The 14,699-nt window shown below is 63.6% G+C and carries 12 protein-coding genes; 10 read left to right on the top strand and 2 right to left on the bottom strand.

What is annotated here, in order from left to right; translation table 11 throughout:
• The first annotated feature begins 167 nt into the window (after window positions 1–167).
• The 5 genes from ACIQC5_RS21765 to ACIQC5_RS21785 all read left to right on the top strand — a co-directional run bounded on the left by ACIQC5_RS21765 (window position 168) and on the right by ACIQC5_RS21785 (window position 4,167).
• Window positions 168–1,373: an anion permease gene (locus ACIQC5_RS21765; RefSeq protein WP_400287179.1), complete on the top strand. Its 1,206-nt coding sequence runs from the start codon at window positions 168–170 to the stop codon at window positions 1,371–1,373.
• On the top strand, window positions 1,370–1,591 hold the full coding sequence (locus ACIQC5_RS21770) for a hypothetical protein (RefSeq protein WP_400287180.1): 222 nt from the start codon (window positions 1,370–1,372) through the stop codon (window positions 1,589–1,591). Before ACIQC5_RS21765 ends, ACIQC5_RS21770 begins: the two co-directional genes overlap by 4 nt.
• Window positions 1,592–1,718: 127 nt before the next feature.
• A complete protein-coding gene (locus ACIQC5_RS21775) occupies window positions 1,719–2,693 on the top strand; it encodes a hypothetical protein (protein WP_400287181.1) in 975 nt (324 codons plus the stop codon).
• Complete coding sequence (locus ACIQC5_RS21780; protein WP_400287182.1) at window positions 2,690–3,601, top strand: hypothetical protein; 912 nt, start codon at window positions 2,690–2,692, stop codon at window positions 3,599–3,601. Before ACIQC5_RS21775 ends, ACIQC5_RS21780 begins: the two co-directional genes overlap by 4 nt.
• 14 nt (window positions 3,602–3,615) lie before the next feature.
• Window positions 3,616–4,167 carry a dihydrofolate reductase family protein gene (locus ACIQC5_RS21785; RefSeq protein ID WP_400287183.1) on the top strand — a complete coding sequence of 184 codons (552 nt, stop codon included), beginning with the start codon at window positions 3,616–3,618 and terminating at the stop codon, window positions 4,165–4,167.
• Window positions 4,168–4,179: 12 nt separating this feature from the next.
• Here ACIQC5_RS21785 and ACIQC5_RS21790 read toward each other — a convergent pair whose 3' ends face one another.
• A complete protein-coding gene (locus ACIQC5_RS21790; RefSeq protein WP_400287184.1) occupies window positions 4,180–4,644 on the bottom strand; it encodes a hotdog fold thioesterase in 465 nt (154 codons plus the stop codon).
• Between the two features lie 160 nt (window positions 4,645–4,804).
• On the opposite strand from ACIQC5_RS21790, the gene polA reads away from it, so the two are divergent.
• From polA to rpsA, 4 genes are all read left to right on the top strand, one after another.
• Window positions 4,805–7,447 (top strand): DNA polymerase I, encoded by a 2,643-nt coding sequence (gene polA, locus ACIQC5_RS21795; RefSeq protein WP_400287213.1) that lies wholly within the window; start codon window positions 4,805–4,807, stop codon window positions 7,445–7,447.
• A gap of 75 nt (window positions 7,448–7,522) precedes the next feature.
• The gene (locus ACIQC5_RS21800; RefSeq protein ID WP_400287185.1) at window positions 7,523–8,824 is read left to right on the top strand and encodes a GNAT family N-acetyltransferase; all 1,302 of its coding nucleotides are present in this window, start codon (window positions 7,523–7,525) and stop codon (window positions 8,822–8,824) included.
• Between the two features lie 34 nt (window positions 8,825–8,858).
• Complete coding sequence (locus ACIQC5_RS21805; protein ID WP_400287186.1) at window positions 8,859–9,884, top strand: polysaccharide deacetylase family protein; 1,026 nt, start codon at window positions 8,859–8,861, stop codon at window positions 9,882–9,884.
• Window positions 9,885–10,056: 172 nt separating this feature from the next.
• Complete coding sequence (gene rpsA / locus ACIQC5_RS21810) at window positions 10,057–11,535, top strand: 30S ribosomal protein S1 (protein ID WP_377672504.1); 1,479 nt, start codon at window positions 10,057–10,059, stop codon at window positions 11,533–11,535.
• A gap of 1,184 nt (window positions 11,536–12,719) precedes the next feature.
• On the opposite strand, the gene ACIQC5_RS21815 is transcribed toward rpsA, so the two are convergent.
• Window positions 12,720–13,409: an IMPACT family protein gene (locus tag ACIQC5_RS21815; RefSeq protein WP_400287187.1), complete on the bottom strand. Its 690-nt coding sequence runs from the start codon at window positions 13,407–13,409 to the stop codon at window positions 12,720–12,722.
• Window positions 13,410–13,431: 22 nt separating this feature from the next.
• Here ACIQC5_RS21815 and coaE point away from each other — a divergent pair, with 22 nt between their 5' ends.
• On the top strand, window positions 13,432–14,673 hold the full coding sequence (coaE, locus tag ACIQC5_RS21820; protein WP_400287188.1) for a dephospho-CoA kinase: 1,242 nt from the start codon (window positions 13,432–13,434) through the stop codon (window positions 14,671–14,673).
• The last annotated feature ends 26 nt before the right edge of the window (window positions 14,674–14,699 follow it).

The following is a 14,699-nucleotide window of genomic DNA, read 5'->3' on the forward strand; positions in this document are numbered from 1 at the left end:
CCCACGTTTGTTAGTGCCGTGGCTGGCACGTAGGATTCTTAAGGTTTCAAGCCGGCCGGAATGAACTCCACAAGTCCACTCAGTTGAACAATCACTGAACTATGCTGTGGATGGCAGGTATGGGGAAGTGAAACTGCTGAACGTCGACTCTGCAGATTGGGCAACAGGTGGAAATCACCTTCATGGTCGCGCTGGTAATAGCGTTGGCCCTATTCTTTGACTTCACTAACGGGTTTCACGACACAGCCAATGCGATGGCTACGCCTATCGCTACGGGGGCGATCAAACCCAAGACGGCGGTGGCCTTGGCTGCCGTGCTCAACCTCGTAGGTGCGTTCCTTTCGACGGAAGTGGCCAAAACCATTTCCGGGGGACTGATCCGGGAAGGGTCGGACGGCATCCACATCACCCCGGACATCATCTTCGCCGGGCTCATGGGTGCTGTGCTCTGGAACATGGTCACCTGGCTCAAGGGCCTGCCGTCAAGCTCCTCGCATGCGCTCTTTGGCGGCCTGATCGGCGCAGCCGTGGTGGGCATCGGCTTCCACTCCATCAACTTTGAGACCGTGCTGCAGAAGGTCATCCTGCCGGCAATCTTTGCCCCGCTGATCGCCGGCGGCGTCGCATACCTCTGCACGCGCCTCGCCTACGCACTGACCTCCCGCCACGATCCCGAAACCGGAGACAAGCTCACGCAGAAGCGTGGGGGCTTCCGGACCGGCCAGATCTTCACCTCCAGCCTCGTGGCCTTGGCTCACGGCACGAACGACGCCCAGAAGACCATGGGTATCATTACCCTGGTCCTGATCGCAGCGGGGACGCAAACCCCGGGCAGCGGTCCGCAGTTCTGGGTTGTGGCAGCCTGTGCCTTCGCCATTGCCATTGGTACGTATGCGGGCGGTTGGCGCATCATCCGGACCATGGGTTCCGGCCTCACTGAGGTGAAGCCAGCACAGGGCTTCTCGGCCGAGACCAGCACCGCCACGGCCATCCTGGCGTCCTCGCACCTTGGTTTTGCCCTGTCCACGACCCAGGTTGCCTCCGGCTCGGTGATTGGTTCCGGCTTGGGCCGCAAGGGCACGTCCGTCCGTTGGGGTACTGCCGGCAAGATTGCCTTGGGCTGGTTGTTCACGCTCCCGGCGTCGGCCATTGTCGGTGGTTTGACCGCCCTTCTGGTAGGTACGGGCGTTGTCGGTGTTGTTATTGCCGCCGTGCTCGGTTCCGCCGCGGTGCTGTTCATGTTTGTGGCCTCCCGCAAATCGCACGTCGGGCACCACAACGCCGTCGAAGTTGAAGAAGCCGGGCATGCTGTCCGGTTCCGCAAGAAAAAGAAGTCCCGCAAGTCCGCCAAGAACGAGGATGTGCAGCGATGAAGTGGTTGGAACTGCTGCAGGTCGCCGGGGTGACCCTGGTGGCTGCCGTGAGCCTGGTAGTGCTCTACTCCCTTGGAGTCCGGCTGACGGCCATTGCCGGAGACGCCCAGCAGAAGTCGCCGGCCCTGGTCCGCTCGCTGGCGTACGTGTGCTTTGGGATCTGTGGCCTGGCCGTGCTCTTTGGGATCTACCTGATCGTTCCATATTTCGGAAAGTAGGGCCGTTTCGCGGCCCACGTGCGACCGGGAACCCAGCACCCTGTTTCTCTGGCAGTAAAGTCCATTCGGGAGAATAATCAGCAGTGTACTGACTGCATGGTCATGATCCGGCAGATGTGGGGCTGTCATGAAGAGCCGTTCCCGAAAACTTCACGTGGGACTGGTGCTGATCCCGGTCCTGGTGGCGGTCCTGTCCGGATGTGTTCCGTCTGCCGGTGACGGCGCGTCGTCGAGCGCCGGGTCGTCGTCAGCCAGCACGACTGCTCAAACCCAAGCCACCAGCGGACCCACCGCGCAGCAGCCAGCAGGTCCGGCCGGTCCGGGAGCTCCGCAGGCGGAGGCCCCTGTGGTGCGCTGGGTTCCCATTGGGCCTGTCGGTCCCAACGATCCCACCTCGGGGCAGCGCTACCTCCTTCTCCAGCAATTCCAATGCGATGCCTTGGCCCAAAGTGTCCAGGATGCCGATGACGCAGCAGTCTGGCTGGCCGCGGCCGCCGTCTGCAAAGCCGTGCAGAGCGGCAGCCAGCAGGACTGGCAGAGGGCGTCCATCGCCGTCGCTGCCACACCACGAATACCGCAGACGCAATGCCTGGAGTACACAGTCGCGGCCACCTCTGCGGCCATGGTCGCCGCGCAGCGGAGCAGCCAGGGTCTCTCGCCCCGGGTTGAGCCGGGGCCCGGGGAGGCCTGCCCCAGGCACTTGAGCGGACTGACCGTCGTCGACGAGCAGCTCAAGGTGGTGCCGGGCCGCACGCGTGCGTCCGGTCCGCGTTCAGGCGGCACGATCGTCCGCTTGGACGGCTACTACGTCCGCATCGGGGACATCCTGTTCGACGGCGAAGTCAGCTTCCCGGAGACCGTCTCCGGAGACGGCGACTACCAGACCCGCTACCTGCGGATGCCAGCGTCCGATGGGCGGGACTCGATCCGGATCAGCATCACAGACACCGTTGATATCAGCGGCACCGTGACGTTCTTCTATGACGATTCCACCACCGGCCCGTCGCCGGATCCCGGTGGCCAAACAACGCCTGATCCAACGGAGAGCACCCCGGCGCCCGGTCCCTCCTCGAATGGGGCCTCCTCGACGGCCGCCCCGTGAGTGAGCATGAGGCCGATCCTGTCGCAGCCGACGGCGCGGACCAGCGCAGCCTGATCAACACCCGGTGGCAACGAACGCTCGAGGTTCTCTCGGTCATCGGTCCGCCGCTGACCGTGGCCACCGCGCTTCTTGTCTATTTCGGGTGGGCACGCACTGACGCCCAGGCAAAATCCATGGGACTGGACGTCAGCTTGTTCGGCTACACGGTGCAGGACTTCATCCTGCGCAGCATCCAGTCCCTGTTCCAGCCCTTGGCGTGGCTGGTGGTCATCGGTCTCCTCTGGCTCATGCTGGACCGGGCCGTGGCAAAGCTGATGGAAACTGCCCGCCATCGAGACTCCATCCGCCGGACGGCGACGGCGGTGATGCTCCTTGGCTTCGCCTACGCGGCGGTGATGTGGGTGGCGATTGTTACCCAACCCGAGCGTGTCCTGCTATACGTGCCCTACTTGATTGCGACCGGACTCGTCGTTGGCGCATGGGGGTTGAGCGTCCGGCGCCGCGCTGTGCCACCAGCTGGGCGCACACTTCGCATCACTCCGCGCGGCCTTGAGAGGTCGCTCATTTTCGTTCTGGTCACCTTGCTCCTCTTCTGGGGCACGTCGGACTACGCCCAGGCCTTGGGGCGCGGCGCGGCGCTGGACTACCAGGAACGGTCCGCTTTGCTGCCAACCGCCGTCGTCTACAGCAAGGCTCGGCTGGCCGTCACGGCACCGAACGTGCGCGAAGTTTCGGCCGGCACGGAGGCAGAACCGCTCTACCGCTACACAGGATTGCGGCTCCTGGTGGTCAGCGGCGGACGGATCTTCCTGCTCAACGACGGCTGGACCCTTGCAGCCGGACGTGTGGTGGTGCTTCCCGACGACGGCAGCGTCCGCGTGGAGTATGGGAACGCCGCAGCGGACTGACTAGTCTTGGGGCCATGTCGATCTTTCAGTACTACGTAGCCTCAACCGTGGACGGCTTCATCGCCTCCCAGGACGACGACCTGGGCTGGCTCCTGCAGTTCGACCGGGTGGAAGGCGTCAACGAGAGTATCGAGTCATTCATGGCCGGCGTTGGATGCATTGCCATGGGCGGCGAGACGTATCGCTGGCTCATGGAACACGAACCAGGCAAATGGCCGTACCCGGACACTCCATGCTGGGTCTTCACGCACCATGAATATTCCGCACCACCGGGTTCGAATGTCACCTTTGTGCGCGGCGACGTCCGCGAATTCGCCCCTGACCTGGTGGCCGACGCCGGTGACAAGAACGTGTGGCTGGTGGGTGGCGGTGACCTCGTGGCGCAGTTCGCCAACGCGGGACTGCTCCACGAGATGATTGTCACCATCATCCCCGTGGTGTTGGGCTCGGGAAAGCGGCTGTTGCCGCTGGACGGCCCGACGGCGCCACTTGAGTTGGTCTCGTCGCGCATCATCGGCGGGGCGGCGGCAGAGTTGCACTATCGGATGCCGCAGAAGGGAACCTAGAAGCGGTTCGGCTCAGTGGCGGTTGTCACGGATCATGTTGGTGATCCGGGCAGTCGAGAGCCGGCGGCCTTTCTCATCCGTGATGACGATCTCGTGCGTGGCCAACGTACCGCCCAGGTGGATCGCAGTGCACGTCCCCGTTACCAGGCCACTGGCAATCGAGCGGTGGTGGGTGGCACCCACCTCAATGCCGACAGCGTGACGCCCCCTGCCCGCATGAAGGGAGGCCGCAAACGAGCCCAGCGTCTCTGCCAGGACCACGTGTGCTCCGCCGTGCAGGATGCCTGCCACCTGGGTGTTTCCTTCCACGGGCATGGTGGCCACCGTTCGTTCGGCGCTCAGCTCCGTGAAGACAATGCCCATTTTGGCCACCAGTGCGCCCACGCCGTGGCGGGAAAGCCAATCGTGGAACTCCTCGGGCACACCTGCCGCCTTGAGTTCGTCGATAAACCTGTTCGGCGTGAAATTGTCCATCATGCCAACTAGGCTGGCACTTGTGAGTGAAACAACCAAACCGGACCAGATTCCAACGGCCTCAGCTGCTGCCATCGCAACAGCACCCACCCCCTCAACAACTGCATCGCCCAGCAACGCTGGGGAGGGCCGGCCCAGGTTGCTGGTCCTGGATGGCCATTCCATGGCTTTCCGGGCCTTCTACGCCCTTCCCGCAGAGAACTTCTCCACTGCCCGAGGTCAGTTCACCAACGCCGTGCACGGCTTCACGTCGATGCTGATCAACCTCATCAAGGACCAGAAGCCCACGCACGTCGCCGTTGCCTTCGACGTCTCTGACGACACCACTTTCCGCAAGGCCGAGTACAGCGAATACAAGGGCGGCCGTAACGCCACTCCGCCTGAATTCGCTGGCCAGATCAACCTCATCTCCCGGGTCATGGAGGCGTGGGGGATCAGGACCATCGCCCTCCCCGGATACGAGGCAGACGACGTCCTGGCCACGTTGGCCTACCAAGGTGACGCAGCAGGCTTCGAAGTCCTCCTGGTTTCGGGCGACCGCGACTCGTTCCAGCTGATCAATGACAACGTCTTTGTCCTGTACCCCAAGCAGGGTGTCAGCAACATCCCCAAGCTGGATGCCGCTGCCATCGAAGAGAAGTACTTCGTGAAGCCTTCCCATTACTCGGACCTCGCGGCCCTGGTGGGGGAGTCTGCGGACAACCTTCCCGGCGTCCCGGGTGTGGGTCCCAAGACCGCGGCAAAGTGGATCAACCTCTATGGCGGCCTTGAAGGCATCCTGGAGAACGTTGAATCCATTGGGGGGAAGGTTGGCGGGGCGCTCCGGGAAAACCTGGAGAACGTCAAGCGCAACCGCCGTCTGAACCGTTTGCTGCATGACCTGGAACTCCCTGTAACCCTGGAGGATCTCCACGAACCACGGCCGGACAGGCAGGCTGTCGAGGAGCTCTTTGAGGAACTCGAATTCCGGACCCTTCGTACCCGGCTGTTTGATCTTTACGGTGACGACACCGCTGGGGCAGCACCGGACACCATCGACGCCCCCGAGTTCGCCACGCTCACGAACGCTGCTGAGCTCGAAGCGTTCTTCTCGGCTGGGTCCGGCGTCCGCTCCGCCCTGGCGGTCCGTCCCGTCCCCGGACGCATCGGCGAGGACGCCAGCGCCCTGGCCGTCGTACGGAACAATGGTGCCGCCTACATCGAGCTGACCAGCCTGGATGCCGACGCTGAATCCGTACTGGCTCGTTGGCTGCAGGATCCCGAAGAAGCCAAGGTCATGCACGAGTTCAAGGCTGCCATCAAGGCATTGGACAACCGCGGGCTTGGCCTCGAAGGCGTCGTTGATGACACGTCGATTTCCGGCTACCTGATCGAACCCGACCGCCGCAGCTACGAGCTGGCAGAGCTCGCCCAGCACCACTTGAAGATCACCATTGCCGCTGCCGCCGCTGCGTCGGGCCAATTGGAACTCGACCTCACCGGAGACACCGATCAGGCCGCGGCCGCAGCGCTGGTGCAGCAGGCCGCCGTCGTGCATTCCCTCAGCAAGCACTTCGAAAAGGAACTGGTCGAGCGCAAGGCGGATGCCCTGCTGACCACCTTGGAACTCCCGGTGGCCCGCGTGCTGGCGCAGATGGAACGCACGGGTATTTTCGTTTCCATCGATCGCATGAATGAACAACTGGCGGACCTCACCAAGGTGATCGAGAACGCGCAGGAACAGGCGTTCGCTGCCATCGGGCACGAGGTCAACCTTGGTTCGCCCAAGCAGTTGCAGACTGTCCTGTTTGAGGAACTCGGCCTCCCCAAGACCAAGAAGATCAAGTCGGGCTACACCACCGATGCCGCGTCATTGAAGGCATTGCTGGAAAAGACCGGTCACGAATTCCTGGTCCAGCTCATGGCTCACCGCGAATCATCCAAGCTTGCCCAGATGGTGGAAACACTGAAGAAGTCGGTGGCGGAAGATGGGCGCATCCATACCACCTACGCCCAGAACATCGCGGCTACCGGCCGTATCTCCTCCAACAACCCGAACCTGCAGAACATCCCGGTCCGCAGTGAAGAAGGCCGCCGGGTCCGCAGCATTTTCGTGGTCAGCGAAGGCTATGAATGCCTCCTGTCCGCTGACTACTCGCAGATTGAAATGCGCATCATGGCGCACCTTTCCGGGGATGAAGGACTCATCCAGGCGTACAAGGACGGCGAGGACCTGCACCGCTTCGTTGGCGCGCGGATCTTCAACGTGGATCCGGCCGATGTCACCAGCGCCATGCGTTCCAAGGTCAAGGCAATGTCCTATGGCCTGGCCTACGGACTCACCTCCTTCGGCTTGTCCAAGCAGTTGGAGATCTCCGTCGACGAAGCCCGGACCCTTATGAAGGACTACTACGACCGTTTCGGTGCCGTCCGCGCATACCTCGATGGCGTCCGTGACGAGGCCCGGGTTGATGGTTACACCGCCACCATCGAAGGTCGTCGCCGCTACCTTCCGGACCTGACCAGCACCAACCGGCAGGCCCGCGAAGCCGCCGAGCGCATCGCTTTGAACTCACCCATCCAGGGCTCAGCTGCTGACCTGATCAAGCGGGCAATGCTGGGCGTTTCGGCGGAGCTTGCCAGCCAGGGCCTCAAATCGCGCATGCTCCTTCAGGTTCACGATGAACTCGTCCTCGAGGTGGCCACCGGTGAGCGTGAAGCTGTGGAGAAGCTGGTGGCCGAGCAAATGGGCAATGCTGCAGACCTTTCTGTTCCTTTGGACGTCCAGATCGGCGTCGGATCCAGCTGGTACGAGGCCGGACACTAGAGGTTCGTCAGGATCGCCGGAGGGCGCGCCGCCGAGATGGTGGCGCGCCCTCCGGCGTCTGGTTAGGCTCGGGGCGTGGCTGATCCCAATGAAAAATATTCTGTCCAACGTTTCCATGCCGTAGACGAGCCGGAGAACCCGGCCTACAGTCGTTGCTCCACGTGGGTGCAGGCAGTCTCCCACGGCTTCCACCAAGAACGACGCAATCCGGAATACCTGGCCAAAACGCTGGCTTCGTACACGATCGATCACCGTGAACTGACGGGCGTGTACGTTAATGGCGCCGTCCCGGACCACGCGCTGGGTGCCGATGTTCCGGTGGCTACCTATGCCACCATGCGCAAGTCCCTGAATGTCGGCTTTGGACGGCAGCTGGAGTCCAACCTGGTGACGTCAGTGACGGTTCGCGGCACGCATCGCCGCAACGGAATTCTGCGTGGAATGATCACGGCGGATCTTCAGGGCGCCAAGGACGACGGCCTGGCCATGGCGGCCCTCACGGCGTCGGAGGGCTCCATCTATGGCCGCTTCGGCTTTGGCGTGGCGACTTTTGAACGCAGCATCAAGGTAGACACCGGTCCGCGGTTCCGGCTCAAGGGCAAGGCCACTGGAACGGTTGAAGTAGCCGATCCAGCCGTCCTTCTCGACGTAGCCCCGAAGGTCTTTGCGCGCGTTCAACGCGTGTCGCCCGGATCCATTGAACGCCAGGAATACTACCGGCTGGCAGCATCGGGATCGATCGGGCACGACGGCAAGCCTGACGCCGCAGTCCGCAGTGCCCTGCATTACGACGCCGCCGGAACGCTGGACGGCTATGTCTCCTACCGCTTCAAAGGGTGGGACAACAAACCGTACACCATGGAGATTGTCGACCTTGTGGCTGCCACGAATGAGGCCTACCTCGATCTTTGGCGTTTCCTCGGCAGCATCGACCTCATTGATCTGGTCACTTGGTCCGAGGCACCAGTAGATGATCCGCTGACCTGGGCGCTTGAGGACCCTCGGGTCATCGAATCCTCGGATGTCCGTGACATGTTGTGGCTGCGCATTCTGGACACGCCGGCGGCGCTCCAAGCCCGCAGCTTTCCTGCGGCCGGGCGGCTCGTCCTGGAGGTCACGGACTCGCTGGGTTTGGCGGGCGGCACCTGGGTGCTGGAGTCCGACGGCGGTGCTGCCGCCGTCGTGGAAGCCGAACCCGGCGAGGCGCCCGACCTGACAATGGACGTCACAGAGCTCGGTTCGATGTACCTTGGTGCAGTGTCGCCGGTGACACTTGCCGCTGCAGGCAGGATCTGTGAGCACCGCCCTGGTGCGGCATTCACGGCCCAGCAGCTCTTTGCGGTGGAACGATCGGCGCACTGCCTCACGCATTTCTAGATAATTCACAACTCAACACCAGATAAGGACATCCATGGGGGATTCCAAGCGGCGGCCGTTGGCCGGCCGGCGATCAGTGCTGCTTGGAATGGCGGGCCTTGCGTCCGCTGCGCTGGCGGCGTGTGCCACCGAACACGTGGACCAGCCCGGGGGATCACGTACTGGTCCGTCGCCGTCGTCAGTTCCGTCCGCTGCCGCACCGGGCCCGGCGCCGAACGTTGCTCCCGGTGGCGCCATCGGGCCGGCCACGCCACCACCGTCCATCGCCGCCCAGTCAAGGGAGCAGGCTGCCGCGGCCTTGGCCGCAGGACCCGGCAACCAGGCGGCAGCACCGCCGTCGAACGCGTCCGCCGTTGTGCCCACCAAGCAGCAGATCATCGACGAGTTCGGGCACCAACGGCCACAGGAGTGGGGGCTGCATGTAACTGGGGTTGTTAACAGTTCGGCCGCCCGGCAGGTGGCGCTGACTTTCGACGCCTGTGGTGGCCCGGGCGGTGCGGGATGCGACCAAAAGCTGCTGCAAACGCTCCGGAAGCTCAACGTGCCGGCCACGTTGTTCATCAACAGCCGTTGGATCCAGGCGAATCCCGGGCTCGTGGCCGAGTTGGCTGCCGATCCGCTGTTCGAGTTGGCCAACCACGGCACACGGCACTTACCGCTGTCCGTCAATGGAAAGGCTGCCTATGGAATCGGTGGCACCGCTGATGTGTCCGGCGTCTACGAGGAACTGACGGGCAACCAGACCGTCATGGAGGACATCACCGGCAAGACGCCACGCTTTTTCCGGCCCGGCACCGCGTTCTATGACGATGTCGCGGCGGCCATGACGCGCAAGCTCGGGATGCTTCCTGTCAACTTCACCGTAAACGGTGACGGCGGAGCTACTTTCCCGCCCGCGACCGTGGCCGCCGAAGTGGGCCGGGTTGGGCCCGGGGACATTGTGATTTCGCACTTCAACCGGCCTGCAGCCGGTACGGCAGAGGGCTATGCCCGGGCATTGCCCCGCCTGATGGATCAGGGAGTGACGTTCGCGCGGCTGGGCGAAGTGCTGCCGCTTTGACCGCCCTTGGCCCATGCGACTAGAATAAACGGGCATGTACTACGTGTACGCATCCATTTTGCAATAATCCACAAATCAGGATGACCCGGCCTTGCGCCGTGCTCTGCCGTCCGGACCCGGACGGCAGCGGTTTGCCTGACCGACTCACTATCCACAACGGAGCCCCTACTACATGACCATCACCTCCACCGAGAAGCCCGGTACCCCCGTAGTCGCCATTAACGACATCGGTACCGCTGAGGACTTCCTCGCAGCTGTCGACGCCACCATCAAGTACTTCAACGACGGAGATCTCGTCGAAGGTACCGTCGTCAAGGTCGACCGCGACGAAGTTCTGCTCGACATCGGTTACAAGACCGAAGGTGTCATCCCTTCCCGTGAGCTTTCCATCAAGCACGACGTTGACCCCGGTGACGTTGTCGCCGTTGGCGATCAGGTCGAAGCCCTGGTTCTCACCAAGGAAGACAAAGAAGGCCGCCTGATCCTCTCCAAGAAGCGTGCTCAGTACGAGCGTGCCTGGGGCGACATCGAGAAGGTCAAGGAAGAAGACGGTGTCGTTACCGGTACCGTCATCGAGGTTGTCAAGGGTGGCCTCATCCTGGACATCGGTCTGCGTGGCTTCCTGCCCGCGTCCCTCGTCGAAATGCGTCGCGTCCGCGACCTCGCTCCGTACATCGGTCAGCAGATCGAAGCCAAGATCATCGAGCTGGACAAGAACCGCAACAACGTTGTTCTGTCCCGCCGTGCATGGCTCGAGCAGACCCAGTCCGAGGTTCGCTCCACGTTCCTCAACAAGCTGGAAAAGGGCCAGGTTCGTCCCGGCGTCGTTTCCTCCATCGTCAACTTCGGTGCATTCGTGGACCTGGGCGGCGTAGACGGTCTCGTTCACGTTTCCGAGCTGTCCTGGAAGCACATCGACCACCCGTCCGAGGTTGTCGAGGTTGGCCAGGAAGTCACCGTCGAGGTCCTCGAAGTGGATCTGGACCGCGAGCGTGTCTCCCTGTCGCTCAAGGCTACGCAGGAAGACCCGTGGCAGACCTTCGCCCGCACCCACGCCCTCGGCCAGGTTGTTCCGGGTAAGGTCACCAAGCTGGTTCCGTTCGGTGCGTTCGTTCGCGTCGAAGACGGCATCGAAGGCCTCGTTCACATCTCCGAGCTGGCCGTCCGCCACGTTGAGCTCGCCGAGCAGGTTGTCTCCGTTGGCGACGAACTGTTCGTCAAGGTCATCGACATCGACCTCGAGCGTCGTCGTATCTCCCTCTCCCTCAAGCAGGCTAACGAGGGCGTTGACGCTGACAGCACCGAGTTCGATCCCGCTCTGTACGGCATGGCCGCTGAGTACGACGAAGAGGGCAACTACAAGTACCCCGAGGGCTTCGACCCCGAGTCGAACGAATGGCTCGAGGGCTACGAGACCCAGCGCGCCGCTTGGGAGCAGCAGTACGCTGACGCCCAGACCCGCTGGGAAGCTCACAAGAAGCAGGTTGCCCAGCACGCTGCTGACGACGCTGCTGCTGCAACGTCCGGTGAGAGCGATTCCGGCACCACCAGCTACTCCTCTGAGCCGGCTGCATCCGAGGCTACCTCGGGCGGCACCCTGGCATCCGACGAGGCTCTCGCAGCACTGCGCGAGAAGCTGACCGGCAACTAATTCCGCCGGCCCTCACGGGACGCGCTGAATAGCCAAAGAAGGACCCCCGCCACACGGTGGGGGTCCTTCTTGCGTATGCGTTCCCGCCTCGTTGCCGCCCGCACCTTTCGCTTTCGCGCCATCCGCGCGCACCCTTTCCCGCCATCCGCCCGCTTCCTTTCCCGCCCACCGCTCCCTTTCCCGCCCAGCGCTCCAGTTACCCCCTCGTGAACCCCCGCCCGCACCCTTTTCCGCTATACGCTCCCGTAAGGACTGGTGCGCCAGGCGGCAACTGGTGCGCCAGCGTGACGTTGGGGGTACGCTCGGCGGCAACTGGTGCGCAGACCTGGCCGTGCACGCGCTGAGAAGGTTCAGCAGCTACGCATTCCGGCAGGGGTGTTCCACGTGCGCTTCCCCGATTGACCCCCTGCCCGCACCTTTTCCCGCTATCCGCACCCGTAAGGACTGGTGCGCCCTGCGGCAAGTGGTGCGCCAGCGTGACGTTGGGGGTGCACCCGGCGGCAACTGGTGCGCAGACCTCGCCGTGCACGCGCTGAGAAGGTTCAGCAGCTACGCATTCCGGCAGGGGGTGTGTCCTCGTGCGCTTCCCTGATTGACCCCCCGTCCGCGCCCGTTCCCGCCCAGCGCTCCAGTTACCTTTCCCGCCCGCACCCGCCCGCACCCGCCCGCACCTTTTCCCGCCATCCGCCCCCGTTAGGACTGGTGCGCTCGGCGGCAAGTGGTGCGCCAGCGTGACGTTGGGGGTGCACCCGGCGGCAGGTGGTGCGCAGACCTGGCGGTGCACGCGCTGGGAAGGTTCAGCAGCTACGCATTCCGGCAGGGGGTGTGTCCTCGTGCGCTTCCCTGATTGACCCCCTGTCCGCGCCCGTTCCCGCCTAGCGCTCCAGTTACCTTTCCTGCCCCCGCCCGCTCGCACCTTTTCCCGCCATCCGCCCCCGTAAGGACAGGTGCGCCGGGCGGCAACTGGTGCGCCAGCGCGACGTTGGGGGTGCGCCCGGCGGCAACTGGTGCGCCAGCGTGACGTTGGGGGGGGGTGCTCGGCGGCAACTGGTGCGCAGGCCTGGCCGTGCGGCAACTGGGGCGGCCCCAGGAACGGATGTGGAGCCTGAAGCGGGAACTGGTGCGCCCTCGCCGCTGCGGTTCCGAAGTACCAGCAACGGACACAACTTGCCCCCGCGGTGGGGCTAATGGGGGACGTCTATCCATTCCGTGCCCTCGGGCCGAAGGACTGCGGTGCCGGCAGTCAGCGAGGCCACCCGCGCGTGCGCTTCAGAGATCGCGGCCGACTCGTCCTGCAGGGCCACCCGAAGTACGGCATGTTTGGCCCCATATCCAGTCGCTGCCATGACGTATCCCGCGCCACGGAGCTCGTTTTCCAGCCGCCCGGCCTCAGCATGTGGAATGTCGATTGCACAGAGGCGAAGCCTGCGGCGTTGCACCAGAGGAGCAAGGTCCAAAGCTGCTGAAACTGATTCGGAGTATGCTCGCACCAACCCACCGGCACCGAGCAGAATCCCACCGAAATAGCGCACGACGACGGCGCTCACGTCGCTGAGGTCGGTGGCCCCGGGCGTCGTCTCACGTTTGATGAGGGCTTCCAGCATGGGAATGCCAGCTGTACCTGAGGGTTCGCCGTCGTCGCTGGAGCGCTGAATCATCCGGTCGGGCCCGATGACGAACGCCGAGCAGTGGTGACGCGCGTCGTGAAACTCCCGCCGGAGTTCCGATACCAGGGCGCGGGCTGTTTCTTCATCTGGCGAACGGCGGAGAACGGTGATGAATCGGGAGCGCCGGATCTCCAGTTCATGGCGGAAATCCGGCCCTTCGGCGAGCGTTGTGTAGGCGATCGCACGACTGTCATCCTCAATTTCCACCGCTTCAGTCTAGTGTGGAGGGGTGTTGAAGATCGGGCTGACGGGCGGCATCGCCTCTGGAAAATCACTGGTGGCATCGAGGCTGCAGGAGTTGGGTGCGATACTCATCGACTCGGACCTCATTGCACGGCAGGTGGTCGAACCCGGCACCAAGGGCCTCGCGCGTGTTGTTGAGGCGTTTGGACCTGGCGTCCTGGACTCTCAGGGCCGGCTCGACCGCCCGGCCCTCGGAGCAATCGTGTTCGCGGACCCGTCTCAGCGTCAGGTGCTCAACGGCATCATCCATCCGTTGGTTCGGGAGGCCGCAGCTGCGGCCATGGCCCACGCCGGAGATGGCGACATTGTGGTCCAAGACATCCCCCTGCTGGTCGAGACCGGCCAGGGGAGCAATTTCCATTTGGTGATAGTGGTGGATGCCCCGGACGACGTGCGGATCCACCGCATGGTGGACCTCCGGGGAATGACTGCCGAGGACGCCGTGGCCCGGATGTCAGCCCAGGCCAGCCGGGAGGCCAGGATTGCTGCTGCGGATGTTGTCCTGGACAACTCGGGAAGTCGGCAGGAGTTGCTTGGAACGGTCGACGCATTGTGGGCGGACAGGCTCGTTCCGTTCGCCGACAACCTCCGGAAGGGCATCCGCGCCCATCGCGCGGACGGTCCGGTGCTGGTGGCGCCAAGGGCTGAATGGGCACAACAGGCAGCCCGGCTTGGCGTGCGGATCATTGCATCAGCACCTAAGGAAATCCTTGCCGTGGACCACGTGGGCTCTACCTCAGTGCCGGGTCTCGCGGCCAAGGATGTGCTGGACCTCCAAATCGCGGTGTCAGGCCTGGACGCGGCAGACCGTATAGCTCCGGCGTTGGCGGCGGCAGGCTTTCCCGTCGTACCCCACGCCAATCAAGACACACCCAAGCCGACACATCCTGACCCTTCGCTCTGGCAAAAACGATTCCATGCGAACGCAGATCCAGGGCGAAGCGTGAATCTCCATGTCCGTGTGGCGGGCTCACCGGGCTGGCGGTACGCACTGCTTTTTCGTGACTGGCTTCGCGCCGATGCGCACGCCCTCGGAATGTACGAGGCGCACAAACGCGAGGTCGCTGCAAAGCATGCTGACGACGCCGGCACCGCGGGTTACGCCGATGCCAAAGAACCGTGGTTCACCGAGGTCGCCTGGCCAATGATGGATGACTGGGCCACGCGCACGGGGTGGCAGCCGCCGTCGTATTCTTCTGTTTCTGCTGGGCGCAAACCCGGACAGTAACTGTCCGGGGCCGGGGGTAGATTGGT

Source organism: Paenarthrobacter sp. NPDC092416, assembly GCF_044755025.1.
GTDB lineage: Bacteria > Actinomycetota > Actinomycetes > Actinomycetales > Micrococcaceae > Arthrobacter.

Excerpts from the sequence above, each read along its gene's own strand:
- ACIQC5_RS21770 (WP_400287180.1), top strand. The coding sequence starts at position 1,370 with ATGAAGTGGTTGGAACTGCTGCAGGTCGCCGGGGTGACCCTGGTGGCT.
- ACIQC5_RS21775 (WP_400287181.1), top strand. The coding sequence starts at position 1,719 with ATGAAGAGCCGTTCCCGAAAACTTCACGTGGGACTGGTGCTGATCCCG.
- ACIQC5_RS21785 (WP_400287183.1), top strand. The coding sequence starts at position 3,616 with ATGTCGATCTTTCAGTACTACGTAGCCTCAACCGTGGACGGCTTCATC.
- ACIQC5_RS21790 (WP_400287184.1), bottom strand. The coding sequence starts at position 4,644 with ATGATGGACAATTTCACGCCGAACAGGTTTATCGACGAACTCAAGGCG.
- polA (WP_400287213.1), top strand. The coding sequence starts at position 4,805 with ATGGCTTTCCGGGCCTTCTACGCCCTTCCCGCAGAGAACTTCTCCACT.
- ACIQC5_RS21805 (WP_400287186.1), top strand. The coding sequence starts at position 8,859 with ATGGGGGATTCCAAGCGGCGGCCGTTGGCCGGCCGGCGATCAGTGCTG.
- rpsA (WP_377672504.1), top strand. The coding sequence starts at position 10,057 with ATGACCATCACCTCCACCGAGAAGCCCGGTACCCCCGTAGTCGCCATT.